This is a genomic window from Dietzia natronolimnaea, from assembly GCF_002289575.1.
GTDB lineage: Bacteria > Actinomycetota > Actinomycetes > Mycobacteriales > Mycobacteriaceae > Dietzia > Dietzia natronolimnaea_A.
On sequence record NZ_NTGA01000016.1, the window covers coordinates 121,142 to 144,705 of the forward strand.

Sequence of the window (23,564 nt, forward strand, 5' to 3'; positions counted from 1 at the left end):
TCGGATCCCGGCCCCACCACCCGCCACCGCGGGTAGCGTCCGTCACCATGCAGCCCTCGCCCGACCAGGCACCCGAGACCGCAGCCGACCAGCGAGAGGTCGTCCTCGAGCGCCACGACGACGTCGCCGTGATCAGGCTCAACAGCCCCGATCGGCTCAACGCGGCGACCACGCGGAACCTCACCGACCTCGTCGCCGCCCTCGACGCCTGCGACGCCGACGACGACATCCGGGCCGTGGTGCTCACCGGCACCGGGCGGGCGTTCTGCGCGGGGGCCGACATCTCGGGCGGGGGCGAGACCTTCGCCGTCGATCCCGGCCAGGACACCGGCAACCCCCCGCCGGACACGGGCGGCCTGGTCTCGCTACGCATCTTCCGGATGACCAAGCCGATCATCTCGGCGATCAACGGCTCGGCCGCGGGCGTCGGGGTGACCATGACCCTGCCCACCGACGTGCGTATCGCCGCGGACCACGCCAAGTTCGGGTTCGTCTTCACGCGACGAGGGTTGGTGCCGGAGGCGTGCTCCACCTGGTTCCTGCCCCGCATCGTGGGCATCTCCACGGCGGTCGAGTGGACTGTCGGCGGCAGAACCATCCTCGCCGGCGAGGCCCTGGAGCGCGGCCTGGTGCGTGAGCTGCTGCCCGCCGACGAGGTCCTCCCCCGCGCCATCGAGATCGCCCGCGAGCTGACCCGCGGCCCTGCCCCGGTGTCGGCGGCGCTGACCCGCCAGCTCATGTGGCGGATGCTCGGCGCTCCCGACCCCGAGGTGGCCCACCGCGCCGAGTCCATCGGAATCTACACCCGCGGCACGTCCGCCGACGTCCGCGCCGGCGTCTCCGCGTTCCTGGCCAAGGAGGAGCCGGACTTCCCGGACCGCGTCTCGGACGGCCTGCCCGACCTCTTCTCACCTGAGCTACTTCCCTCACTGCCTCGCCGCATCATCTGACCGGTTCCACCGCCACCCCCCACCTCGGAGAGGACTCCCCATGACTTCTGTCGACCTCACCGGTCGCGTCGCGATCGTCACCGGATCGACCGCCGGCCTCGGCGCCCGATTCGCCCATGTGCTCGCGGACGCGGGCGCGACAGTCGTCGTGACCGGGCGGCGTACCGAGAGGATCGAGGAGGTCGTCGACGCGATCAGCCGACGCGGAGGCAGCGCGCACGGCGTTCGGCTGGACGTCGCCGATCCGGCCTCCGTCGAGTCCTGCCTCACGGAGGTGACCGAGCGTCTCGGCGCTCCCCGGATCCTGATTAACAACGCCGGCATCCCCGATGCGCAGCGCGCACACAAGATGCCACTGGAGCTCGTGGACGCCGTGTTGGACACCAATATCCGTGGCCCGTGGCTCATGGCGACCGGGGTGGCCCGACGGTTGATCGTGGCCGAAACCCCGGGCCGGATCGTCAACATCTCCTCGATGGCCGCGTACCACTACGCCGGGAACGGGGCCGCCCTCTATGCCACGACCAAAGCGGCACTCAGTCGGATGACGGAGGCCCTCGCCGTGGAGTGGGCGCGCAATCTCATCAACGTCAACGCCATCGCGCCGGGAGTCTTCGAGTCGGAGATGACCGACGGGATGCTCGAGCGGGTCGGCGACATCGCGCCCGGGTTCCCGCGGAAGCGACTCGGCGTACCCGAACAGCTCGATTCCACGCTGCTCTACCTCGTCTCGGACGCGTCAGAGGCGGTCACCGGGACCGTCATCAAGATCGACGACGGGCAACTCCCCCGCTGAGTCAGCCGCCGCGCACCTGTCACCGATCAGCTCCGGACGCGTACTCCGACGCCAGCTGCCGCAGTGCGTCGTGGTCGCCTCCCAACAGGTTTACGGGTGGGCGCATGCCGGGCAGGGCGACCGACGGCAGGGTCCACCAGGAGGTCGCAGCTTCCGGATAGCGACCGGCGTCCAGCACCCGGTTGATCGCGCAGATGATGTTGTTCGGGTCGCGCGGATCGAAGTAGTCCAGTTGGAATCGCGGGTAGACCCATCTCCGGTCGCCGCGGAGCGCGATCAGGCGGCCGTCTCGCGCGAACGTCCGAAGTGCGTCGGCGGCGGTGGATTCGGACAACACTCCGCGCCGCGCGAGGGCCTCAGCCGCTTCGACCGAGCACATCACAGGCACTTGCAATGTGGCACCCCGCGAGACTGAGACCGCAACGGCACGGGCACGACGAGCGGCAGTAGCGCCACCTCCGGCACGCGGTGCCGCGGGTCCCCGGAGCAGGTCACCGTCCGGCGCCCGGACCGTCTTCACGGCCCTGTCGATCTGCCCGGCGACCCGGCCGAACGCACTGCGACGATGCACTTCCCGCAGGACGACGTCCGAGAAGACCTGGTCGTCGAGCTCCCTCAACGCGCGATTCGCCCTGTCCCCCGGCGCGACGGATCTCTGGGACAACGGTCGATTCCGAGAAGTCATTGACGACCACCCCGCCTTCTGGGGAAGAACTCTAGACCGTCCGGGGGGTTGCGGCGAGGAGCAGTGTCGGCACGATGCTGCGCTCGGCGACCCGAGAATGTCCCGCATCAGGCCTCGGTGCGGCGCCACCAGTCGCTGATCGCGGTGGCCAACTCTTCAGGCGTCTCCACCGGCAGCATGTGCCCGGTCTCCGGGATCTCCACGTAGGCCACCGCCCGGGCGCCCTTGCTGCTGGCGCCCGCACCACCGCCCCCGGCACCGTTGGCCTCGGCCCACCTGCGCTGTTCCTCGGTGGGCACCACCTGGTCGTGTGATGCCCCCACGATGAGGACCGGGCAGGGCGCCTGCGCGGGGAAGGTACTGCGGTCCGGCCGTGCGCCCAGGGCCACCGAGTGCGCGGCGAACCGCTCCGGCCCGTACCCGCGCGCCGCGCGCAGCCGCTCGGCCCTGACCTGCGGGTCGTGGCCGCGGTCGCCGTAATACACCGCCTCCATGCCGTCGAGGGCGATCTCCTCATACTCCCCTGGACTCAGATCCGCCGCGCGGGCGGCGCGCGCCGCGGCTGCGTCCGGGTCCTCGGCACCCACGGGCGCGGTGACCAGGACGAGGCCGGCCAGCAGGGACGGGTGCCGCTCGGCGAGGTGCATGGCCACTACGCCGCCGAGGGAATGTCCGACGACGACGCTGCCGGTCGCGATCTGTCGGGCGGTCTCGTCGACGAGCGCGTCGAGGTCGGGCTCGGCCGGCAGATCGAGGGCCGTGGTGTTCCATCTCTCCGGCAGGGCGCGCAGGGTCGGGTCCCATGACTGCGCGTCGCCGTGGAGGCCGGGGAGAAAGACAAGACTCGTCATGTCGCGACCCTACGCGCGACGGCCGCGAGCGACGCGGTGTCTGTGAAGGGCCGCATCGGCTGGCTCACACGATCCTCAACTCGGCATGGGATTGCGAGAGCTCATAGGTCTTGACCAGCCAGAACGCAGCAAACGCGTACAGCGCCGCCGCCTCCCCGGCGAACAGGGCCACGGACGGCCCCACCACCCAGGCGACGAGAACCGCCGCGCCCGGGAACGCAACGACCAGTACGGCCAGGACCCGGTAGACCGCGCGATACCTGCGCTGCTGGTCCGGATCCGAAAGGGATCCGAGGGTCTCCTGCCCGTAGAAGAAGATCGACAGCGCGGCCAGGACGAAGAACCCCACCGCGGCCACCGCGTGAACGGCACCCGCCACGGTGAGCCCGGGCAGAGACGAGTCTCCCGTCGGGACCAGCGCCACCACGATGGATAGGACGCCGGCTCCGTTGAGCAGCGCGTTCTCTCCGCGGGTGTAACCGCGGTAGGCCACCAGCGCGACGCCGATCGCCACGAGTATCCCCACGAAGAGACTCCGGGCCGGCGAGTAGTAGAAGGCGCTGAGTGAGCCCATCATCGACACGCCGGAGTCGAGGGCCACCCACAGGAGAAGGGTTGCCGGGAGGATGAGCGCACCGGCCGCGATGACCATCCGGAGCACGAAGTAGGTCTCCACGATGTAGGCCGCGGGCGCCTCGCAGAAGGTGGCCGGATCGCCATGGACCGGATCGCTCGGCGCCGGATTCCTCGGCGCTGGATTCCCCGGCGCTGGGTTCCTCGGCGCTGGATTCCTCCGTGACTGACGCATGCTCACACCTCGACTCTGTCGCCCGTTCACCCTCGCAGTCGGGTGCCGGTCTTGGTGTAGATCCGGTTGAGGTGACCCTCCACGGTCCGCTTGGACAGGTGGAGTTCGTCCGCGATCTCGGCGTTGGTCAACCCCTGCCCCACCAACTCGGCGACCTGGGACTCGCGGCGGGTCAGCGTGACCCCGGGCGGGACCCAGCGAGCAGGACCTCCCAGTCCGGTGAGGCCGGCCAGCGACCCGCTGATCTCGGTGGTCGCGAGCATCCGCTCGGCCAGGGTGTGGTGCTGCGATCCCGGGGTGGCGAGGGTGCGGGCGCGGTCTGCGGCCGCTGCGGCCACCATGAGCAGACCGTGTCCACGGGCTCGCTGAGCCGCATCGATCAATCGCCGGGGGTTGTCGGCCAGGTTGGCAGCGGCCAGGTCGCGCACCAGCACCGGCACATCCCCACTGACCTCCAGCTCGGCCACTATCCGGCAGCTCTCCGGATCGGCCATTAACACCCCGGCCAGAGCGGCGCGCACAGCGGAGCCGAGCAGTCCGTCGTCGACGAGGGAGCGGACGATGCCGAGCGCCTCCTCACTCCGACCGAGGCAGAACAGCACCCCCGCTTCGGCTCCGCGGATCTCCGGCCCGACCGGCGAGTTGGCATACCCGTGGACGGCGCGTAGGCGCCGCAGCTGCTCTTGCGCGGTCGCGGTCTGCCCGGACAGGGCCGAGACCAGCGCGTACAGGGAAATGGCACGCGGGAGAAAGTCCTCGGGGCCGTCCACCGCGATGGTGTCGAGTGCATCGGACGCGGCGCTCACGGCCGACGGCAGGTCGCCGGCTGCCAGGGCGATCTCCGCGTCGGCGACCCGTCGCATGCCGTGGTCCAGGCGTACGGAGTCGTCCTGCTCGACCGCCACGAAGGGCGCGAGTTCCGCGAACAGCGCGTTGACACCGAAACCGTGCAGGACCACGTACAGCAGAGCCGCGAGGTACTCCTCCGACGCCCACGCGTGGTGGTCCACCGTGCGCGACTGGCGGGCCAGCCGCCGCAGGACGGCAATCGCGGCGTCTGACTGCCCGAGCGCGTCCAGCGCCAGGGCGTGGATCGCCTCGAGTCGTCGCTCCCACTCGGCTGACAGGGACGCGGGGTGCAGAGGCGCGGGATGACCAGGGGCGGCGTCAGTCTGTGGCGCGCCGAGTTCGGCGTGTGCCCGGGCCGCCTCCCGGTACCGCCCGGCGTAGGACAGGTGCACCACGGTCAGCGCGTCCAGCACCGAGTGAGCGGGGTGGCCCGGCGTCAGGAGTCCGTGGGCCGCCTCGATCAACGGCAGGGAGTTCTCCGGACCCCGGTCGCGGTAGTGCGCGAGGTCCGCCCGGGCCGTCACGTTGTCGATCAGCACACTGGTGAAGTCGGGCCCACCCGGCTCGTCGTCGTCACCACGCGGTCCGGCCGCTGCCCGCAGACACTCCAGCGACCGCTCGAACATGACGGCCGCCTCCTGCACCCTGTCGAGCAGCCGCAGGCAGGAACCCGCGACCAGCGCGAGCTCGGCCTGCTGCAGCGGCGTCATCTCCAGGCCCGCACGCTGGGCGGCCACGGACAACTCGACGCCTGTGCGGTAGTCGTGGGCGTCGAGCGCGGCGCGGGCCGCGGCCAGGGCGGCGGGGGCGTCCACACGTCCGGCATGGGTGGCGGGTGCCTCGGACAGCGCCCACAGCACGATGGTCGGGTCCGGCGGGACGATCCCCGGGAGAGCGAGCACGGCGTCGTAGGCGTCCCTGCGCCGACGGTGATCCGCGCCGGCCCGCAGCGCAGCGGCCAGAACGGGCGGTTGCACGACGAGCACCTGCGCGCCGTTGTGCTGGGCCTCCGCCACGAGCGCCCGGGCCACCAGGTCGCTTGCCACCTCGCAGCCGTGGAGCCGTTCGAGGTCCTGGATCCTGATGCGGCGGGCGAGCGCGACGGTGGTCAGGGCATCGGTCACGGGATCGAGACCATCGGGGCCGACGACGCCGGGACCGGTGCTGGCACCGATCCACAGCTGCGGGTCCACCGCGACGCCCGCGATCGCCGTGGCCGGGTCCACCGTCAACTCCACCCGGTCACACGTGCGTCGGGTCAACCCGCGGGTCGCCAGGTCGTCGTAGACGGCGCGCAGGGCGGTGAGATTGCCGTGGGAGCAGGCCCACAGCGCCTCGACCAGCCGCGCCGAAAGCGGCGCTCCGACGGCCGCCGAGACCGCGGCCTCCGACTGACCGCGCGTGAGGTTCCGCAGCGGCAACCGCGTGGTGCGGGCGCTCACCACCTCGCGGTACCCGGGCGGTAGAGCCGCGCCCACCCTGGCCGAGGCCACCAGCACCGCGCCATCGGGCAGCGCTCGGTGCGCACCGGCTCTGTCCAGGTCATCCCACACGGAGACCGGGATTCCGGCAGCGCGCAGTCCGGCCGCGATGTCGGCAGCGCACCGGCTGGCACCCGCGCCCGGCGGCCCCACCACCAGCACACCGCGCCGGGTGTCGACGCACAGCGCGACCGCGCGGGCCACGGTGTCCGCACGCAGCACCGCCCGGGCCTTCTTCCACGCGGGCACCAGATCCACCTCCAGTCCGGCCGCGTCGGGGCGCTGAGGGGCACCACGTCCGCGTGAGGGCGCGACGAGCGCACGGAGCCACGGGAAGAACCCGGGAACCGAGCACCACTGCACCACACCAAAAATCAGGTGTGCCGCACTCTATCGACACCTGTCTATCTCGTCAGACGATAGGCGCATCTTGTCCGAGTCGCTCCACGAGGGTGCGACCGCCGACCCGAGAGGTCCGTCCGTGAGCCGACCGCTCTCCGTCTCGATCGCATCCTGGATCTGGGTGTTCTGTGGCCTGTTCACCACGGTCACCATCGCCAGCCTTGTCACCGGAAGCAACATTCTGGCGCTGGTCGCGGGATTGAGTGTCGGTGAGGCCGGTCGCGGCGGGGCGGGCTTTGGCGGCGCCGAGGCTGGCGGGGCCGAGGCGCTCGGCTGGTACGGCTGGATCCTCGCGACCGGACTGTTCGCCGCCATGGTGGTGCAGGTGGTGGCCGCCGTGAAGCTCCGTGACGGCGCTCGCTGGAGCCGGGCGCTGCTGACGACCGCCGCGAGCGTCTCCCTGCTGGCCGTGCTGTACGACCCGACGCTGTGGTCGGCCTGGGTGCTGCTCATCGCCAACGCCGTGGCCCTGGTCCTCACCTACGACGACAACGCGCTCGACTACCTGGAGGCACAGCCTGAGCGACTGGTGCCGGCGAGACGCTACTGAGGTTCTCGCTTCTCGACGAGCGAGCACGCGGCGGGCTCGGTTCAGCCGGCGGCAGCTCGGCGGGAGGCGGTTCGGCGGGCGGCGGTTCGGCGCCGGGCGCAGCCGCCCGATCCGCCGCACCCGCCGAGGGGTCGATCCCGCTCACGTTTTCCCAGCTTAAGTTCAGGTGGTCCAGCGAGACGAAATCCGACGGCTCTGACCACTCGCCGCACGAGCGTGTGATGGGACAGATTCATGCGCCGGCGCGGGGACGCCACCACGAGGCGCATCGGCCTAACCTCGCGGCCGGCCGCGCCCCCTGCCCCCGGCCGGCTCGAAGTAGGCGATCCACATAGAAGTCCGGATGCAGTTGCGGCGGAACCGGACCGTCGGGCCAGGTCGGCGAGCGAAAGTCGGGGACGGTCTGGAACCCCAGCGCGACCGCCTCCGACCTGCCCCTCCGGCGGCAGCACAACCGTTACTCAAGTCCCCGCCGGCCCTACCCGCGCCGGCATACCCGCGGGCACGTCGAGCGACGCTCGTGCAAAAGTGGGGCATGGCCAACTCCCTCCCACCAGACCCGGATCCCAGCGAGTCCCCCGACCTCGACGCCGGCGGCTCGCCCACGGGACCGCAGACGCCGGACTCGGATTCCACGTCCCTGGCCTCGGACAGCGCACGCACCGGGCAGAGCCCGACCAAGTCCGGGTCCCGCATCGGGATCTACGTGCTGTTGGGGATCATCGTGCTGATCGTCCTGCTCATGGCGCTGGGACTTGCAGGAAGGCTGTTCGGCCTGGGCTGACCACACGGCCGTAGTCGGCGCGTCGGTGAACGCCGCCCGCCACGTCACCGCCACCGGGCACCACCCGCCGCGGGGTCACACCTGATCACGTTTCCCCAGGTGGGTTTTCCCGGAATCCGTCACATGCGACCAGTCTACGAGTGGGCACACCCAGCGCGGGCCCTCCCCCGGTCACCCGGGGTGGGCGGACGCGGCCTCGCCCAGCAGGTGGCGCTCACGGCCACACCACGGCACCGCCCCACCGCATCTCACCGTTCCGCAGGTCCGCGCGCAGAACGGTCGTTACCCTGCCTGACATGAGTCAAGGTGCGTCACTCCTGCGGGTCGGGATCGCTTATGTCATCGCCATCGGCGCCGGATTGGCGTGGCTGCTGTGGGGGCTGGACAGCGGCCAGCTGTGGCTCGACGGCCTGATCGCCGACCTCATCGCGACTGTGGTGATCTTCGCGTTCAGCCGCTTCTACGGGAACTCCACCTTCTACGACGCCTTCTGGTCGGTCATCCCACCGCTGCTGGCGTTCTACTGGTGGATCGCCGCCGACGCGGGCGTCAACGACGTCCGCTGGTGGCTCATGATGATCGTGCTGCTGGCGTGGGCCATCCGCCTGACCGCCAACTGGATCCGCACCTTCCCCGGCATGCATCACGAGGACTGGCGCTACCCGATGGTCCGCGAGCGCGCGGGCCGCTTCGAGTTCGTGGCCGACCTCATGGGCATCCACGTCTTCCCGACCCTGCAGGTCTTCGCCGGACTCGTCCCCGTCTACGTGGTCGCGACCAGGGCCGGCGAGCCGCTCGGGTGGCTGGACTTCGTCGCGTTCGGCGTCGGCCTGGCCGCGCTGGCCCTCGAGACGATCGCCGATCTGCAGATGCACCGCTTCATCGCCACCAGGAAGCCGGGCCAGGTCATGGACACCGGCGTGTGGTCGTGGTCCCGGCACCCCAACTACTTCGGTGAATGCGGGATCTGGTTCTCCATGGGCCTGTTCGGTCTCGCGGCCTGGCCCGGCGCGTGGTGGGTGTTCGTGGGCACCTTTGCCATGGTGGCGATGTTCCTCGCCGTGAGCATCCCGATGATGGAGCAGCGGAGCTTGGAGCGGCGGCCCGAGTACGCGCGCGTGGTGGAGCGGGTGTCGCTGTTCATCCCGCGCCCGCCCAAGAAGCGCCCGCAGGAGAAGAGCCGGACCACGACCTCCGCGTGAGCCGCCCCCGGATCGTCGTGGTGGGCCTCGGGGACACCGGGGTCCTCACCCCGATCGCGCTCCGCAGGCACGGCGACGTGGTGGGCATCACCGCCAAGCCGGAGTTCGTCAGCGGCCAGGAGCTGGGCTTGCGGCTGGCCCGGCCCGAGGCGTGGACGCGCGACTACCGCATCGCCTACAGCAGGTTCCGGGGCCTCGACCGCGTTCGCATCGTGCACGGCAGCGCGACCGCCCTCGACACCGAGAACCGGACCGTGCGGGTGAGGCTGGCGGACGGCACCGCCGGTGACGGCACGGTCGCCGAGGAACCGTACGACGTCGTCGTCATCGCCACCGGGGTGACCAATGGGTTCTGGCGCCACCCCACCCTCCAGGACTCCCGCGGCGTCGACGCCGACATCTCCCTCCCCCACCAGCGCATCGCGGACGCGGGGTCGGTGGCGATCATCGGCGGCGGCGCGGCGGCCCTGAGCTCGGCGGCGCAGGTGGCCGAACGCTGGCCGGACAAAAACGTAGATCTCTACTTCCCCGGCGACCGCGCACTGCCTCATCACCACGACCTCGTCTGGGACAGGGTGCGCTCACGACTGGAAAGCCTCGGCGTGGGCCTGCATCCCGGTCACCGCGCGGAGCTGCCGGCGGGGGACGTCGCTGGTGGAGACGGCGGCGACGCTGCGAACCACAACAAGAACGACGACGACGACGACGAGCACCTCACCAGCGCCCCCGTGAGCTGGACGACGGGTCAGGCACCGACCACAGCAGATGTAGTGATCTGGGCGATCGGCCGCGTCACGCCCAACACCGGTTGGCTGCCCGCGGAGATGCTCGACGACCGGGGGTTCGTCCGCGTGGAGCCGACGCTGCGAGTGGCCGGGCACAGCGACGTCTTTGCGGTCGGCGATGTGGCGGCCACCGACCCGCTGCGCACCTCCGCCCGCAACCGCGGACACCTCCTGGTCGCACGCAACATCCGTGCGCACCTTCAGGGCGGCCCGCTGCGCGACTACCGGCCCCCGAGGCGCCGCTGGGGATCGGTGCTCGGCCCGCTGCGCGACGGACTCATCGTCTTTACCCCGCCCGGCCGGGGCGTCCGCGTCCCCGCCCCCGCCTCCGATGTGGTGCTCCAACGGCTCATCACCCATCAGCTGATCTACGGCGGGGTGCGCAAGCGATCGCGGTGAGTACAGGCGGGCTCGGTGAGTTCCGGTCACGGGCGTTGAGGGCGGTGACCGCGCTCACGGGCCTGACCTGCGCGGCGGGTCGAGCGGTCGCACGGTCCGGGAGACGACGCTATGTTCGAGTCATGCTTGAATTCACTGTTCCCGGATTGTCCAATGCTGACTCCGCCACCCTCGCGGACACGCTGCAGAAGCGACTCACGGCGTGCAACGACCTGCACCTGACCCTCAAGCACGTGCACTGGAATGTGGTGGGCCCCAACTTCATCTCGGTCCACGAGATGCTCGATCCGCAGGTCGAGCTGGTCCGCGGCTACGCCGACGTGCTGGCCGAGCGCATCGCCACCCTCGGCGGCTCGCCGGTGGGCACGATGGGCGCCAACGCCGACCACCGCTCGTGGGACGACTACTCGCTGGGCCGCGACACCGCGCAGGCGCACCTCGGTGCCCTGGACAAGGTGTACGACGGGATGATCGGCGACCACCGTAAGGCCATCGCCGTGGCCGGCGAGGTGGACCCGGTGACCGAGGACATCCTCATCGGCCAGACCGCCGAGCTCGAGAAGTTCCAGTGGTTCGTCCGCGCCCACTTGGAGAACGCCGCCGGGTCGCTGCCGACCACCGACGACGCGAGCGAGAAGGGCGCAGCCCGGTCCGCCACGGCGTGATCGCACCGTGCTGAACCGCACCGCCTGACCCCACAGCGCGGCTCCTCCAGCACGACCCCGCCAGTACGACCAGCGACGGGCCGGATTCCCACCAGGGAGTCCGGCCCGTCGTCGGTCGGTCGGGCAGGGTGCAGGGCCGCGAGGACGGCCGCGGGGGTCGCGGCGGGGGTATGCAACCGGGCGCTGCAAACGGTGAACGCCGGGCGCTGACGCCAGCGGTGGAGCAGGGGACCCGGGGGCGACCAGACTCACTGCGCGCCCAATACCGACCTGATGTTCGCGGTCATCGGCGCGGCCCTGCTCATCGGGTCGTTCCTTCCGCACCTGCTCCGCGAGCGGGTGCTGTCCGCGCCGATCGTGGTGGTGGGGCGTGGGCATGCTCATCGTGTCAACGGCGGCCGAAAATTGACCCCTACGTGACGACGTCACCAGGGGGTCAGTATTCACGCGCCGTCGACACATCGGCTGGCTGATGCCCACCGAGTCACAGCTCGTCGACGTGATCGAGCACGCGGAGCTGGCCGAGCGGATGGCCGAGATCACCGTGATCGTGGCGCTCTTCGGCGTGGGCCTGGCACTGGACCGTCCGCTGAGCCTGCGCGGGTGGACCACCACGTGGCGACTGCTGGCGATCGGCATGCCCCTGTCCATCGCGGGAGTCGCGGTGCTGGGGTGGTGGGTGCTGGGGCTGACTCCCGCGGTCGCCGTACTGCTCGGGGCGGTGCTGGCCCCGACCGACCCGGTTCTGGCCTCCGACGTGCAGGTGGAGGGCCCGAGCTCGGGGGAAGAGGTCGACGACGAGCACGACGAGGCCCGCTTCGCCCTGACCTCCGAGGCCGGCCTCAACGACGCCCTCGCGTTCCCGCTTGTGTACCTCGCCATCTACCTGGCGACCAAGGGGGATCCCGGCGAGTGGCTCCTGGGCTGGCTGGCGTGGGACCTGGTGGGCAAGACGGTCATCGGCGCAGTGGTGGGCTACCTCCTCGGTCGGCCCATCGGGGCCGCGGTTACCGCGTGCGGGTGGGAGAGCATCGGCTCGTGGGATTCGCCGAGCCCGCCGCCGCTGTCGCTACTCTTCTACTGGCCTACGGAGTCGGCGAGCTGCTGGGCGGCTGGGGTTTCCTCGCCGTGTTCTGCGCGGCGCTCGGGGTCCGCGCGTCCGAGCGTGACGACGAGCGGCACGAGCACTTCCACGAGTTCGTCGAGTACACCGAGCACTTGCTCACCTTGCTGGTTCTTCTAGTGATCGGCGCCTCGTTCATCTCCGATGCGGTCGGCCGCCTGGAGTGGACCCACGTGGCGGTGGCGGCCGGCGTTCTGCTGGTGATCCGGCCGCTCACCGCCTGGATCTCGCTCCTGGGGGACCGCAAACTCCGCCGCGATGAGCAGGAGGTGGTGTCGGTGTTCGGCGTCCGCGGCGTGGGCTCGCTGTTCTACCTCTGCTACGCGATGGGGTACTTCCCCAAGGAGGACGGTTGGTCCCTGTGGCCGGCGGTGTCGCTGGTCATCATCGCCTCCCTGGTGCTCCACGGGGCGAGCGCGTCCCAGGTCATGCGCGCACTGGACCGCCGGAGGTCCCGGGCGGGGAGCTAAACGACGAGGCGCCCACTCGGCCAACTGCAGCTGCCCGGGTCGCCCCGCAGCGACCGTGCGGCACGACACCGGCTGGGTCACGCCGCCCCCGCGTGGCGGCTGGTTGGGGTCCGGTCATTCGCGCAGTGCAGAAAGGAGATCTTGCGCGAGGATGCATGTTGCGACGGCGACCTGTTCTGGTTCCCCGATGCCCTCTTCAGCGCGACCGGCCATCATCGGTCCGAGAGCATCTGGACTCTGGGCGAACAGTTCGTCTAGGAATGTGAGCGCATCTCCGGTGACCGCTCCGCAGAGCTCATGGGTCTGCAACCGTGAGAACACCTCGGCCAGGTCACGAGTCTCGAACGCCTGGAGGAGGCGGTAGGCATCGTGCGCGTCTTTGTCGTTGAGACGGTGCGGGGTTTCGGTGCGCTCGGCGATTTTATGCAGTTTGGCGACCAGCAATGCGGCGGGTCCAGCGACCCGAAGGCGGGCCGAGCGTTCATCTCGCGGATCGAGTGCGGGGACGTCCATCTCGTCGTTATCGACCAGGCACGCCTCCAGTCCCCGGGCTCGGCGGGTCGCGTACTTGGAATGCGGCGGGATTCGTGCACCGCGGGCACCGCGAGGGCCCCCGCCGGCAAGCTCTTCCGGGACCATGAGGTCGACCGGTATCCCTTCTCGATTGAGCCAGGATCCTGGTTGATCGGAGCGGTAGAAGCCCGCTCGGGTCATTGCGTCGTGGAGGAGCGGCTCGTCTGCGACTGTGCGCGGGTCAAGTGCGACATCACTGTCTTTCGTCGCCTCTGCGAGTGCAACCTGAAGCCCGCCTGTCCGCAAGTAGACGGCTTGGGCTCCGATCAGGATGAGAGATCCCCGATGCTCGGACAGCGCCTCGGCCGCGTCCAGAAGTGCCGACCGCGCTCGGACGAGCAGATCACCGTCGTCATCGCCAAGATTGTTCATGTGTTCGCATCCATTCGAGCAACTCGTTCGCCTCTGCGGGCGCCCGACCGGGCCCGGTCAGGAGGTCCACAGCCACCTGGGCCGGATGCGCGACGGTGAGCCCCTGCAGCGCGGTCATGGCGCGCTCCATGACGACCGGATACGCGGGTTCGATCAGCAACACGTTCGCTCCTGCTTCGGTTTCGCGCAGTCCCCAGTTCGCGGCTGCACGCTCGACGTTTCGGACATACACCATCGCTGACCTCGCGGGCGCGTAGGCGGCCCACGCTGCTGCCGCCACAGACCCGGTCACCGCATAGTTCGCTTCCTTGTCCTCGCGCACAGTATCGAGAAGGTCGGACAAGCCCCTGGGAGCGATCCAACGCGTCACCGCATTGGTGCGGAGAAGCTGGTAGTCGTCGCTCCACCTGCGCAATAGCGCCGCCCAGTCGGGCACAAGAAACTGACGGTCGGGAAGCCTCTCGGCCAGCTCTTGCTCTTCGAGGAACTGCATCACCCGGTACACCGACCCCACCGAGGCTCGAGAGGTATCTGCAAGGTCGCTCACGCGCCACGGGCCGGGGGGGAGATCGACGAGAGCTCGGACCACCTTTGCGGCGGGCTCTCCCTTCAGGGTTCCCCTTGGGCGGCCCGGCCCCCGCCAGGGATCACTGTCGGCACCTCGATCCGAGAGGAAGAAGGCGGGAGAAGAGGACCAGACCTTCATGTTTCCCGTCGCGTCGATGTACGAAATACCAGCATCGTCGAGCCGCGCACGGTCAGCAGGCGCGAGGTAACGAGTCACAACCAGACACGCACTGCCTGGAACCTGAGCAGTACTTTCGCCACACCTCTCACGAAGCGACGGTATGTCTCGGGCTGCGACGGCGTTCCTGACGATGACGCAAAACCTAGCGACGCTCCGATCAGGAGCCACGACAATCATCAAGGAGTCAGCGCCGCCCACGGAGGACGATGACTCAGCCTGGCTTACATCGATCTTCCATTCAGCCGGGACTCTCACACGGAGGGCGTCGACCGCCAAGGCGACGAGTTGCGCCTCTGAAAGGGCACTGGAGCCTAATGCGCTGCGGGGTGACATATTCAGACAATAGCCTCATTCCGCAACCAACGGAAGGAGGTGATTTTCTGAATCTAGCCGGACCGTGATCTCCCCGCATCGAGGCGGCGACGCATCTACCCCTACAGCTGCCGCGCCACCTCCGACGCCACCAGCTCCAGGTGATCGAGATCGGACATGTCGAGCATCTGCAGGTAGATGCGCCGCGCCCCGATCTCCGAGTAGCGGCCGAGGGTGTCGACCACCTCATCCGGGGTTCCGGCCGCGCCGTTGGCCCGCAGCTCGTCGACGTCCCGGCCGATGGCGCCGGCCCGGCGGGCGAGCTCCGCCTCGTCCCGGCCACAGCACAGCACGAGGGCCGCGGAGCGCACGATCTCCCCCGGCGCCCGGCCACGCTCGGCGCACGCCTCGTCCACGCGGCGGTATTGGATGGCCGCGGTGTCGACGTCGGCGAACGGCACGTTGAACTCGTCGGCGAACCGGGCGGCCAGCGCGGGGGTGCGGCGCTTGCCAAACCCACCGACGATCACCGGCGGCCGCTGCTGCAGCGGCTTGGGCAGGCCCGGCGAGTCGACGAGCTCGATCCGCTTACCCCGGATCGTGACCGTCTGGCCCTCGGGCGTCGACCACAGGGTCTCCAGCGCACCGAGGGTGTCCTCGAGCATGTCGAATCGCTCGCCGAGGGGCGGGAAGGGGATGCCGTAGGCGGTGTGTTCGTCGTCGTACCACCCGGCGCCCAGACCGACGTCCAGGCGTCCCCCGGACATCTGGTCGACCTGCGCGAGCGAGATCGCCAGCGGGCCCAGGTGGCGGAAGGTCACCGAGGTGAGCAGGGTGCCGAGCCGGATGGAGCTGGTCTCCCGGGCCAGGCCCGCCAGGGTGAGCCACGCGTCGGTGGGACCGGGGAGGCCGCTGACATCGCCCATCTTGAGGTAGTGGTCCGAGCGGAAGAACGCCTCGTAACCCAGCTCCTCGGCCGCGCGGGCCACCGCAAGCTGGTCGGCATAGGTGGCGCCCTGCTGGGGTTCGACGAACACGCGCAGCGCGACCGTGCCGTCAGAGGGCAGGTCGGCGGCGGAACCGGAGGCGGTGGAACTGGCTGCGGGAGGGCTGGAGTCGGCTGGCATGACGTCCAGAATGCCCTGGCCCGATCGGGCCTGCCAGCCGCCGGGGGGACGAGACGAGACAGGCGCGCTCACTGCGCACCGACAGCGCGTCGCCGCTTCACGAGCCGCCGCACGCGCTTGACCACAAACCAGACCACCAGGATCGCGATGACCGCCAGCACCGCGTTGGACAGCACTCCACTCCACCGTTCCAGGGCGGGCTTGATCGCCGGGCCAAAGGCGAACCCGGCGCCTATCCAGATCGCGTTCCACGCCCCGGACCCGATGAACGTGTACGCCGTGAAGTGCAGGACGGGCATCCGGCTGATCCCTGCGGGGATGGAGACGAACGATCGCACCAGGGGAACGCAGCGCCCAAGCAGCACGGCAACGCCGCCCCACCGCTGGAAGAATGCCTCCGACTGATCGAAGTCCTCGTGGTCGAGCAGCGGGATCCTGCCCACCAGGTGCCTGGTGCGGTCGCGTCCGAGCGCGGAACCGACGGCGTACCAGATCCAGGCGCCGATCAACGCGCCCGCGGTGGCCGCCGCCCAGGCGAGGGTGAAGCTCATCCTCCCCTCGTAGGCCAGGAACCCGGCCCCGGGCAGCACCGCCTCGGATGGGATCGGAGGGACGAACGTCTCGAGCAGGACCGCCAGTCCCACGCCGAGCTCGCCCAGCGTCTCCATGAGGTTCAGGACCCACCCAATGAATCCGCTGTAGTCAGCCGAGGGGTCGATCGGCGGTGCGGCGGCAAAGGTGATCACATCAATGTCCGTTTCTCCCCCGGCTCGGGTCCGGTCGAGCGTCTGAAGTCGCGGAGCCGAGAGCTCACGGCCCGGTCGCGGCGCAGCGCATGGGCTGCGACCGTTGGAGAGTAGCGGCCCCAACCCCGGGTTTCGCTGAGAGAGTTGCTGCCGCCTGCATCCGGCCCACGGCCGCCAGCCGGGCCGCCGGACGCCGCAGCTACAGCTGCCCTCGCCGCCGTTACCCCCGCCCCCTCGGCCGGTACACGCGGCCGAAGCTGCGCGCGTCGTAGCCGCCCCTGCCGGCGATGATCACCGCGACGTCGGCCACCACCCGCTCGACCGTGCCGTCGGCGAGGCTGGAGTCAGAGGTAGAGCCCTTCATCGTCGTGCGCTACTTCATCGCAGTAGCTCAAGCTTCGGTCCGCTCACTCACCGGCCGGAGCTAACCGCGATCTCGGGACCCGGCTGGGCGACTACCGCGCCCGACCGCAGGGTGAGGCCGAGCCAGTGCAGCCTGAGTTCTTTCGACGGGATTCCCCGCGACCCAAGGGACTGTTTGATCGAGACCGATTTCCCGACAAGAGCGATGCCCTGCCGTCGTTGTCCAGCTCGATTTCCTGCCCCACAGTCGGCTACATAGGCTGATCAGGGTTCTGGAAACGAGCATGCCCAAGACACGATCGCGAGGACGCCGGGCGTACCCGGCTCGATACGCGCGCGCTAGCGGTTGTCGCGCTTGCAGACGATCTCGCCGTCGCCGTCCATGGCCGGATCGCTTACGCGATGGATGGGACGTCACCCCGAGGGCCGGCGTGCGGGGTCCGGCGCCGGAGCTAAGCCCGGGGCGGGCAGCGGAGCTACTGAACCCAGCGCGGGCATAACCAGCGTGCACCAAACATGCAGGTGTATGCTGTCGGGATAGCGTCGAAACGGGAGAGGACCATGGACTTAGGCGGAACCGAAGGTTAGGAAATCAACCCAAGGCACCATCAGTTGATGATGCAAGACCAAGGCGGGCGCCGAAGCAGTTGCCCGCCTCGCCATTCGTCAGTCGCAGCGACGACTCCCAGTAGCTACCTCTATCGCCCACTTCCGATTCGCAGGTCACATTAATGAGACTGTCGCCGGCCTTCGATCCGTCCGGGTAAACTGAGGCGTAGGGGCGGCCGCTTTCGAATGGGCCAATTTTCTTAAGCCGAATTAGGCACTCAAACGTGGCGCATGCTCGCGAGAATCTGACAACATGATCTTCATCTTCACCCTGCATGATCTGTCTGGAATATGCTGGCCACTGCCACGTGGCGAGAATTCGGTAGGACTCCCCCGCCAGTAGCGGCCTCTTCGGAAACACAAATACCGCGTGCTTGCGGCGCGCGATCTCATTCTGATCACCCCTCCCCGAGGGTTTGACCGTTTCCCACCATTGGGTGCAGTTGACGGGTGCGGTTGCCTTGTCATCGATGACACCTTTAACCGAGAATGTGACATGGCTCTCGTCATTAACTGGCTGGTTGCCATAGAGGCTGAGAAAAACTGCCTGCGTACCCCTGGAGCCTGCAGTGATAGTCAGATCCCTTTCGATTCGCGTATCCCCATTTTCTTCAATTGTCAGCACATCGACCCACTTATCATGCGAGTAATACAATGGGTCATTCCGATAGAATGTTGAGAGAATTAGCCCAAGAGTGTTGCGGTTTTCGGTCGTTAGCTCGAGCTGCGCGCACTGCCTTTGTCGTTCATTTCTTGATCGCACCAGGAGCACAATCAACAAACCGATAGAAAATACTATATATATGGCGGCCGCACCCCCGGCTAGACCCCAGACCACCTTCGGATCAAACAGACTCAACACCCCAACTACCCAGCCCAGCACGGTCACAGGATAAACCCAAAAAAAGTGAAGATACTTCTTAGTGTAAGATGTCTCAATTGCCTCAATGAGATGCGGCTTTATCGCCTTTCCAGTTTCTGATTTTGCTGCTCTCCACATTACAATCCACCCTTCCGCCATCTCGCCTAAAACACGTCAACTGATAAGGTTAACGCTAGTTCTCACAGCGCGGCCGCCTTTCAGCCATTATCGGCCTGATCATCCACTGGCATCTGGAGGCGTTCCGACGCTGAGGCCTGCACGAACTATCACCTGAGTGGCGCCAACAGTTTCTCGTCGGGAGTTACGCCACTTGCAATGAGCACAACGCCTCAACTGCCCAGTAGTCAACAGTCTCCGTCTACCCCCTGGAATCAGCTGCGCGCCATTATGACGTCCAGGTTATCTACGTCGGTGCCGTCAGCCGAGAGGCCTAGAAGGGAAAGAGGCAAGGCCCGCCAGCGCGTTCGAGCCGGAGGCTTGAGTCGCCAGCTCCCAGGGCTGCTGGTCACGGCCCCGGTCGGGTTCGGCTCGCGGATAGTAACGCAAGTGTCGACAAGGTTGGCCACCTCCCGACAGGCATCGCCACGGTCATACAGACCTTGGTGTTACGCGCACGTCGCCGGGGTCCGCGTCGGCAGGAACGAGGCAGGGAACTGGTAGAGAGTCATCCAGCGCTGGAATCGCCGATGCAAACTCGGATCAGTGCTCTCGTCTCGAACCGAGATACCGCCGGAGGCAGTGCTCAACGGCCTACCGGAAGCGTTGCCTGACCGAGCATTTCTTCTCGGCATCGACAGCGCGCATGACTTGTGGCCGGACCAGCGAGAAACCCACCTAGCAGTTGCTGTGCCGATTCCGGAGCAAGCGCGTAAACCTCGCTGACTGAGGTGGGAGATCTTCTTGATGCCCACTGGAGCAACCTGCTGACGAGCCGGAAGGCGAGAGCGTCCAAACCTCAGCACCCCCTTCGATGCGCTGTGCTAAACGCCAACCCTCGTCAATACGTGGCTAGTGTTCCTTAGTGTTGCCTAACGCGGCCTTTATGTTGCTCAGAGACACAACTTTCTGATCGCTGAGAGGCTGGGCGACTATGACGCTCGAACTCTATCGGGGCTGGCACCCCATATTGCGAACCAGCCCTGATTGTTCACTTTGCGCGCCTCTGGCTAGGAGTGCGACGACGACAACCCCCGCCGCCGCCCCGGACTCCACTTTTCAGTGGCGGTCTCAGCTCGCGGCCGCGCCGATCAGCTGCCCCAGGTCGAGCCCGTTGATCAGGTCGGCGGAGAACGTGGCCGGGTCGGCCCCGATGTCGCCGAGGGCGGTCGACCCGGAGGTCACCCATCCCAGGCCCAGCCCGTCGAGACTGCCGGTCACGGCTTCGGCCGGGTTCGGCTCACGGATGGTCACGCAGGTGTTGATGGGGTTGGCCGCCCGGTATCCCTTGGCCAGCACGAGTTCAGTGGCCGCACCCGTGTTGAGCACGTCCCCCGGGGTGGCGTCAGCAGGAACGCGGTAGGTGGTCTCGAGCGTCGCGCGCGCGTTGCCGGCGGTGGTCCAGCCGGCGCCCGAGTAGCGGACCGAGTTGGTTGCCGAGTCGCGGGTCACGTCATTGGTGACAGTGGTCCACGTCTGACCGCCGAGCAGGTACCACACGCTCGAGCGGGCCTGGACCAACTCGAAACCGGCCGGGTGGAAGTCCTGGATCGCCGTCACGAGCGCTCCCGCACCGCTGACCGTGGTCCGGAACGTCACTGTCCCACCGGGGGCCACGGTCCCGTCGCCCACGACCTCTTTGTTGAGGTGGTAGTCGGTCCACAGGGTCGAGGGGTCGTTGAACGTCACCGTCTGGGCGGTGGCGCACGAGGAGGGCACGGCGCCGGCGACCGCGGCGTTGGTGCCCACCGACAGCCCGGAGGCGATGAGCAGTGCGGAGGCGCCGGTGGCGATGGAGCGGGTGAGTCGTGAGGTCATGTGGTCCCTGTCTGCAGGCGAGGGGCGGCGGGCCCGCTCGGTGGCGTACGTGGTCGGCCGTGGGACGCGGGGTACACGTGACTGCGCGTTGACGGCCGACCCCGCCTTAAACTCTCTTTATGAACTTCACTGAGGTAATGCCCACAATCGGAGAATTCTTGGACGAGCGTCAGACCGCGCCTTGAATCAGCCCGATTCCTGCGCTAGCCTTGCGCCACCAGAAGGGGAGTATCCCTCACGCGCTGTGTCGTCATTACGGTCCTCGGACCCGGCGGAGCGGGCTCGATAAGAGCCGGGAGAGACCTTCGATCACCCACTGATCGAAAGGTCCCACAAATGAACACACCCCTCTGGCTCTGGCTCGCCGTCCTGGCGTTCATCATCCTGATGCTGGCGATCGACCTCGTCGCCCACCGCACAGCTCACGTCATCGGCGTCCGCGAAGCCGCCACCTGGTCGGCCGTCTGGATCGCGCTCGGAGTGGGCTTCGGCGCGATCGTCTGGGCCGTCTGGGGCGCGGAGTTCGGCCAGCAGTACTTCGCCGGCTACCTCATCGAGAAATCCCTGGCGGTGGACAACGTCTTCGTGTGGGCCATCATCTTCGCCCACTTCGCCGTCCCGGCCCAGTTCCAGCACCGCGTGCTGTTCCTGGGCGTGCTCGGGGCGCTGGTCTTCCGCGGGATCTTCATCGCCGGCGGCGCAGTGCTGATCGCCAACTTCTCGTGGGTGCTCTACCTCTTCGCCGCGTTCCTCCTCTACACGGGCGTCCGGATGATCCGCCAGCGCGACGAGCACCTCAACCCCGATCAATCCCGCGTGCTCGCGGCATTCCGCCGCCTAATCCCCATGACCGACGCCTTCCACGGCCAGCGCCTGCTGGTCCGCAAGGGCGGGCTGATCATGGCCACTCCCCTGCTGGCCGTGTTGGTGCTCATCGAGACCACCGACATCGTCTTTGCCGTCGACTCCATCCCCGCCATCTTCGCCGTCACCGACGAGGTGTTCCTGGTCTTCACCGCCAACGCCTTCGCCATCCTGGGGCTGCGGGCGATGTACTTCCTGCTGGCCGACCTGGTCCACCGCTTCGTCTATCTCAAGATCGGGCTGGCGCTGATCCTGATTTGGGTGGGCGTCAAGATGATGCTCAAGATCGACGTGGTCTACATCCCCACCGCCATCTCGCTCGCGGTGATCGCGACCATCCTCGCCGTCTCGGTGGTCGCCAGTCTGCGCGCCACGAGAGGCCAGGGCGCGCAGGGCCTGCCCACGCCGGCCGAGCCCCCGTTCCGGGTCGCGACCGCCGAGGAGGACGCCGCCCTCGAGCCCCTCTGGCGCCGGCGCGAGCGGTCGACCCGGGAGTCGGACCGCGACCGTGAGCAGCCCACCCGGACCTGACCGGCCACCGAAGACGGAGGAAGAACGACGACGACGAGGCGGCCGCCACCCCGATCGCCTGCACTAACGGGACTGCAGCAATGCGGGCAAGGTGTCAGTCGTCCGAGACTGAGACGCTGACCTCGATGTTGCCCTTGGTGGCGCGGGAGTAGGGGCACAGTTCGTGGGCGAGCTGGGCCAGCTCGTCGGCCTGGTCCGACTCCATGTCGGGGATCACCACTTCGAGGTCCACCGCCAGGTCGATGCTCTCCTCGCCCGACCGCACCAGCGAGACCCGGGCGCCGACCGACGAGCCGTCGATCGCGACCTTCTTCATCCGCGCGGCGCTCTGCAGTGCGGAATGGAAGCAGGCGGCGTACCCGGCGGCGAACAGCTGCTCGGGGTTGTTGCCCTCCCCCGAGCCCCCGAGCTCGGTGGGCGGGGCCATCTCCAGGTCCACGGCTTTGTCGGCGGTAGCGACGTGGCCGTCGCGGCCTCCGCCGGTGGACAGGGCTTCGACGGTGTACAGCGGGTCTGCCATGAGAAGTGCCTCCTGGGTTGGGGGTGCGGATGCGGCCCAAGGTACGCCTCGCCGGGCAGTGGCACCTTTCGCCGCAGGATGCCTAGGGTGGAGACACGACAAGGCCGCGAGCGACCCACTTGCCTCAGAGTGATGAGTCGGTGGAACGAGGAGGAGTCTGAGATGTTTGCCGAGGACCGCCCCGATCCGGATGAGTACACCCCGGAGCCAGATCCCGTCACCGCAGCCGAGGAGTACGCGCCAGAAGTGAGTGTCGACGACCCCACCCGCGAGGCGAACCCGGCCGATGTGGCGGAGCAGCTGGTGGTGGTGCCTACCGACGATGAGGTCGACCCGGAGCTCGCCGACGACGACGAGGACTAGCCGCACGAGTCAGTGGTCGCAGTTCGCCAGGTCGGTCTCGGCGAGCGGTTTTCCCTCGGGTGCCCCCACGGCTTCGGCGACGCAATCGGGCAACACGCCGACGGACCCGTCCTGCTGACCTGCGGCGATGTCGACGGCGCGGGCCCGCTCCGTCGTCTGGCTCGCGGCCGTAAGTTGCGCTTCGGTCGCTGGCTTTGGCGCATCGGGGAAACAGGCGGTCATCGCACCGTCGGACCCGCTGGGAAACCGACCCGCCGGTCTTGCTCTCTGCACCCCTCCCCAATTACTGCGCCATCGCGATCTGCCGTCCGGCGAGATCGCCCACCACCAGACGGTAAAGCTCTCTTGACACTCTATCTTCTCATAGTTCGCGCCCCCCTGGCCAGCGCCGTACAAAGCGCCGTCGGGGGCACCTGAACCCGTAGGTGGAAACTGCGCGGGTTGAAAGGTACGCCCAGGTGCCAGCAAGCGTTCAATCCCGGCAACGCGCAGGCGCCGAAATCGACCGCCGCGGCCCCTTCCACCGAAGGCACTGCTCTCGCGTCGTATTAGCCCACCACTGCTTCTGCGCTCACCCCGACGGTTCACTTCTAGCACACGCTCCTAACCACCGAACCGGTGCCGCTCACGAGCTACCGCCCACCGAGCGAGCGATAGCCGGTGCCGCGAGGTATAACCCGGCCACGGGAATGACTGCCAGGCTCCTCCGCGATGTGCGACAAGCCCACCCGCAGAGAATAGAAGCTAACCCCGGTGATTCACGGGGATGTGCGGCTTTC

The 23,564-nt window shown here is 68.3% G+C and carries 24 protein-coding genes and 1 pseudogene; 12 read left to right on the top strand and 13 right to left on the bottom strand.

Going from position 1 to position 23,564, the window contains the following annotated elements; genetic code table 11:
- Positions 1 to 47: 47 nt before the first annotated feature.
- Positions 48 to 950, top strand: coding sequence for an enoyl-CoA hydratase-related protein (locus tag CEY15_RS09595; RefSeq protein WP_095718243.1), 903 nt, complete (start codon positions 48 to 50; stop codon positions 948 to 950).
- A 40-nt stretch (positions 951 to 990) separates the two neighbouring features.
- Entirely contained in the window at positions 991 to 1,746 is a 756-nt protein-coding gene (locus CEY15_RS09600) for an SDR family NAD(P)-dependent oxidoreductase (RefSeq protein WP_095718244.1), read from the top strand.
- A 19-nt stretch (positions 1,747 to 1,765) separates the two neighbouring features.
- On the opposite strand, the gene CEY15_RS09605 is transcribed toward CEY15_RS09600, so the two are convergent.
- From CEY15_RS09605 to CEY15_RS09620, 4 genes are all read right to left on the bottom strand, one after another.
- Positions 1,766 to 2,080 (bottom strand): hypothetical protein, encoded by a 315-nt coding sequence (locus tag CEY15_RS09605; RefSeq protein ID WP_141244239.1) that lies wholly within the window; start codon positions 2,078 to 2,080, stop codon positions 1,766 to 1,768.
- Positions 2,081 to 2,538: 458 nt separating this feature from the next.
- Positions 2,539 to 3,282: an alpha/beta fold hydrolase gene (locus tag CEY15_RS09610; protein ID WP_095718246.1), complete on the bottom strand. Its 744-nt coding sequence runs from the start codon at positions 3,280 to 3,282 to the stop codon at positions 2,539 to 2,541.
- A gap of 64 nt (positions 3,283 to 3,346) precedes the next feature.
- Positions 3,347 to 3,958 (bottom strand): hypothetical protein, encoded by a 612-nt coding sequence (locus tag CEY15_RS09615; protein ID WP_095718247.1) that lies wholly within the window; start codon positions 3,956 to 3,958, stop codon positions 3,347 to 3,349.
- 158 nt (positions 3,959 to 4,116) lie between these two features.
- Positions 4,117 to 6,786 carry a helix-turn-helix transcriptional regulator gene (locus CEY15_RS09620; RefSeq protein ID WP_095718248.1) on the bottom strand — a complete coding sequence of 890 codons (2,670 nt, stop codon included), beginning with the start codon at positions 6,784 to 6,786 and terminating at the stop codon, positions 4,117 to 4,119.
- Between the two features lie 115 nt (positions 6,787 to 6,901).
- On the opposite strand from CEY15_RS09620, the gene CEY15_RS09625 reads away from it, so the two are divergent.
- From CEY15_RS09625 to CEY15_RS18985, 8 genes and pseudogenes are all read left to right on the top strand, one after another.
- Complete coding sequence (locus CEY15_RS09625) at positions 6,902 to 7,372, top strand: hypothetical protein (protein WP_141244241.1); 471 nt, start codon at positions 6,902 to 6,904, stop codon at positions 7,370 to 7,372.
- Between the two features lie 535 nt (positions 7,373 to 7,907).
- Entirely contained in the window at positions 7,908 to 8,156 is a 249-nt protein-coding gene (locus tag CEY15_RS09630) for a DUF6480 family protein (RefSeq protein ID WP_095718250.1), read from the top strand.
- Between the two features lie 296 nt (positions 8,157 to 8,452).
- Complete coding sequence (locus CEY15_RS09635) at positions 8,453 to 9,358, top strand: DUF1295 domain-containing protein (protein ID WP_095718251.1); 906 nt, start codon at positions 8,453 to 8,455, stop codon at positions 9,356 to 9,358.
- Positions 9,355 to 10,542 (top strand): FAD-dependent oxidoreductase, encoded by a 1,188-nt coding sequence (locus tag CEY15_RS09640; RefSeq protein WP_095718252.1) that lies wholly within the window; start codon positions 9,355 to 9,357, stop codon positions 10,540 to 10,542. The genes CEY15_RS09635 and CEY15_RS09640 overlap by 4 nt, the downstream gene beginning before the upstream one ends.
- Positions 10,543 to 10,664: 122 nt before the next feature.
- Positions 10,665 to 11,207, top strand: coding sequence for a Dps family protein (locus CEY15_RS09645; RefSeq protein WP_095718253.1), 543 nt, complete (start codon positions 10,665 to 10,667; stop codon positions 11,205 to 11,207).
- A 273-nt stretch (positions 11,208 to 11,480) separates the two neighbouring features.
- Positions 11,481 to 11,627, top strand: a complete 147-nt coding sequence (locus CEY15_RS18775; protein WP_245847462.1) for a hypothetical protein — start codon at positions 11,481 to 11,483, stop codon at positions 11,625 to 11,627.
- 109 nt (positions 11,628 to 11,736) lie between these two features.
- Positions 11,737 to 12,135 (top strand): annotated as a pseudogene (locus tag CEY15_RS18980) (cation:proton antiporter); the annotation flags it as partial.
- Positions 12,136 to 12,245: 110 nt separating this feature from the next.
- Positions 12,246 to 12,800, top strand: a complete 555-nt coding sequence (locus CEY15_RS18985) for a cation:proton antiporter (protein WP_281254060.1) — start codon at positions 12,246 to 12,248, stop codon at positions 12,798 to 12,800.
- Between the two features lie 114 nt (positions 12,801 to 12,914).
- Here the strand turns inward: CEY15_RS18985 and CEY15_RS09655 are convergent, their stop codons facing one another.
- The 7 genes from CEY15_RS09655 to CEY15_RS09675 all read right to left on the bottom strand — a co-directional run bounded on the left by CEY15_RS09655 (position 12,915) and on the right by CEY15_RS09675 (position 20,507).
- Positions 12,915 to 13,745, bottom strand: coding sequence for a GSU2403 family nucleotidyltransferase fold protein (locus CEY15_RS09655; protein ID WP_095718254.1), 831 nt, complete (start codon positions 13,743 to 13,745; stop codon positions 12,915 to 12,917).
- Complete coding sequence (locus tag CEY15_RS09660; protein ID WP_281254061.1) at positions 13,726 to 14,241, bottom strand: hypothetical protein; 516 nt, start codon at positions 14,239 to 14,241, stop codon at positions 13,726 to 13,728. The genes CEY15_RS09655 and CEY15_RS09660 overlap by 20 nt, the downstream gene beginning before the upstream one ends.
- A gap of 686 nt (positions 14,242 to 14,927) precedes the next feature.
- A complete protein-coding gene (locus tag CEY15_RS09665) occupies positions 14,928 to 15,932 on the bottom strand; it encodes an LLM class F420-dependent oxidoreductase (RefSeq protein ID WP_245847464.1) in 1,005 nt (334 codons plus the stop codon).
- Between the two features lie 68 nt (positions 15,933 to 16,000).
- On the bottom strand, positions 16,001 to 16,678 hold the full coding sequence (locus CEY15_RS09670) for a DedA family protein (protein WP_217987096.1): 678 nt from the start codon (positions 16,676 to 16,678) through the stop codon (positions 16,001 to 16,003).
- A 220-nt stretch (positions 16,679 to 16,898) separates the two neighbouring features.
- Positions 16,899 to 17,042: a hypothetical protein gene (locus CEY15_RS18490; protein WP_176475067.1), complete on the bottom strand. Its 144-nt coding sequence runs from the start codon at positions 17,040 to 17,042 to the stop codon at positions 16,899 to 16,901.
- Positions 17,043 to 17,633: 591 nt separating this feature from the next.
- Positions 17,634 to 18,650 (bottom strand): hypothetical protein, encoded by a 1,017-nt coding sequence (locus CEY15_RS18145; RefSeq protein WP_141244242.1) that lies wholly within the window; start codon positions 18,648 to 18,650, stop codon positions 17,634 to 17,636.
- A 1,110-nt stretch (positions 18,651 to 19,760) separates the two neighbouring features.
- On the bottom strand, positions 19,761 to 20,507 hold the full coding sequence (locus CEY15_RS09675; RefSeq protein WP_095718255.1) for a hypothetical protein: 747 nt from the start codon (positions 20,505 to 20,507) through the stop codon (positions 19,761 to 19,763).
- A gap of 336 nt (positions 20,508 to 20,843) precedes the next feature.
- On the opposite strand from CEY15_RS09675, the gene CEY15_RS09680 reads away from it, so the two are divergent.
- Positions 20,844 to 21,902: a TerC family protein gene (locus CEY15_RS09680; protein ID WP_095718256.1), complete on the top strand. Its 1,059-nt coding sequence runs from the start codon at positions 20,844 to 20,846 to the stop codon at positions 21,900 to 21,902.
- 94 nt (positions 21,903 to 21,996) lie between these two features.
- Here the strand turns inward: CEY15_RS09680 and CEY15_RS09685 are convergent, their stop codons facing one another.
- Complete coding sequence (locus CEY15_RS09685; protein ID WP_095718257.1) at positions 21,997 to 22,422, bottom strand: organic hydroperoxide resistance protein; 426 nt, start codon at positions 22,420 to 22,422, stop codon at positions 21,997 to 21,999.
- A gap of 162 nt (positions 22,423 to 22,584) precedes the next feature.
- Between CEY15_RS09685 and CEY15_RS09690 the strand changes: the two genes are divergently transcribed.
- Positions 22,585 to 22,785 (top strand): hypothetical protein, encoded by a 201-nt coding sequence (locus CEY15_RS09690; protein ID WP_095718277.1) that lies wholly within the window; start codon positions 22,585 to 22,587, stop codon positions 22,783 to 22,785.
- 9 nt (positions 22,786 to 22,794) lie between these two features.
- Here the strand turns inward: CEY15_RS09690 and CEY15_RS09695 are convergent, their stop codons facing one another.
- Positions 22,795 to 23,007 carry a hypothetical protein gene (locus tag CEY15_RS09695; protein WP_095718258.1) on the bottom strand — a complete coding sequence of 71 codons (213 nt, stop codon included), beginning with the start codon at positions 23,005 to 23,007 and terminating at the stop codon, positions 22,795 to 22,797.
- Positions 23,008 to 23,564: the final 557 nt, after the last annotated feature.

What these genes read in the sequence shown, in the direction of transcription:
- CEY15_RS09695 (WP_095718258.1), bottom strand. Translation starts at nt 23,007, where the DNA reads ATGACCGCCTGTTTCCCCGATGCGCCAAAGCCAGCGACCGAAGCGCAA.
- CEY15_RS09630 (WP_095718250.1), top strand. Translation starts at nt 7,908, where the DNA reads ATGGCCAACTCCCTCCCACCAGACCCGGATCCCAGCGAGTCCCCCGAC.
- CEY15_RS18490 (WP_176475067.1), bottom strand. Translation starts at nt 17,042, where the DNA reads ATGAAGGGCTCTACCTCTGACTCCAGCCTCGCCGACGGCACGGTCGAG.
- CEY15_RS09680 (WP_095718256.1), top strand. Translation starts at nt 20,844, where the DNA reads ATGAACACACCCCTCTGGCTCTGGCTCGCCGTCCTGGCGTTCATCATC.
- CEY15_RS09610 (WP_095718246.1), bottom strand. Translation starts at nt 3,282, where the DNA reads ATGACGAGTCTTGTCTTTCTCCCCGGCCTCCACGGCGACGCGCAGTCA.
- CEY15_RS09600 (WP_095718244.1), top strand. Translation starts at nt 991, where the DNA reads ATGACTTCTGTCGACCTCACCGGTCGCGTCGCGATCGTCACCGGATCG.
- CEY15_RS09645 (WP_095718253.1), top strand. Translation starts at nt 10,665, where the DNA reads ATGCTTGAATTCACTGTTCCCGGATTGTCCAATGCTGACTCCGCCACC.
- CEY15_RS09685 (WP_095718257.1), bottom strand. Translation starts at nt 22,422, where the DNA reads ATGGCAGACCCGCTGTACACCGTCGAAGCCCTGTCCACCGGCGGAGGC.
- CEY15_RS09665 (WP_245847464.1), bottom strand. Translation starts at nt 15,932, where the DNA reads ATGCCAGCCGACTCCAGCCCTCCCGCAGCCAGTTCCACCGCCTCCGGT.
- CEY15_RS18145 (WP_141244242.1), bottom strand. Translation starts at nt 18,650, where the DNA reads ATGTGGAGAGCAGCAAAATCAGAAACTGGAAAGGCGATAAAGCCGCAT.
- CEY15_RS09675 (WP_095718255.1), bottom strand. Translation starts at nt 20,507, where the DNA reads ATGACCTCACGACTCACCCGCTCCATCGCCACCGGCGCCTCCGCACTG.
- CEY15_RS09635 (WP_095718251.1), top strand. Translation starts at nt 8,453, where the DNA reads ATGAGTCAAGGTGCGTCACTCCTGCGGGTCGGGATCGCTTATGTCATC.
- CEY15_RS09595 (WP_095718243.1), top strand. Translation starts at nt 48, where the DNA reads ATGCAGCCCTCGCCCGACCAGGCACCCGAGACCGCAGCCGACCAGCGA.
- CEY15_RS09655 (WP_095718254.1), bottom strand. Translation starts at nt 13,745, where the DNA reads ATGAACAATCTTGGCGATGACGACGGTGATCTGCTCGTCCGAGCGCGG.
- CEY15_RS18775 (WP_245847462.1), top strand. Translation starts at nt 11,481, where the DNA reads ATGTTCGCGGTCATCGGCGCGGCCCTGCTCATCGGGTCGTTCCTTCCG.
- CEY15_RS09690 (WP_095718277.1), top strand. Translation starts at nt 22,585, where the DNA reads ATGTTTGCCGAGGACCGCCCCGATCCGGATGAGTACACCCCGGAGCCA.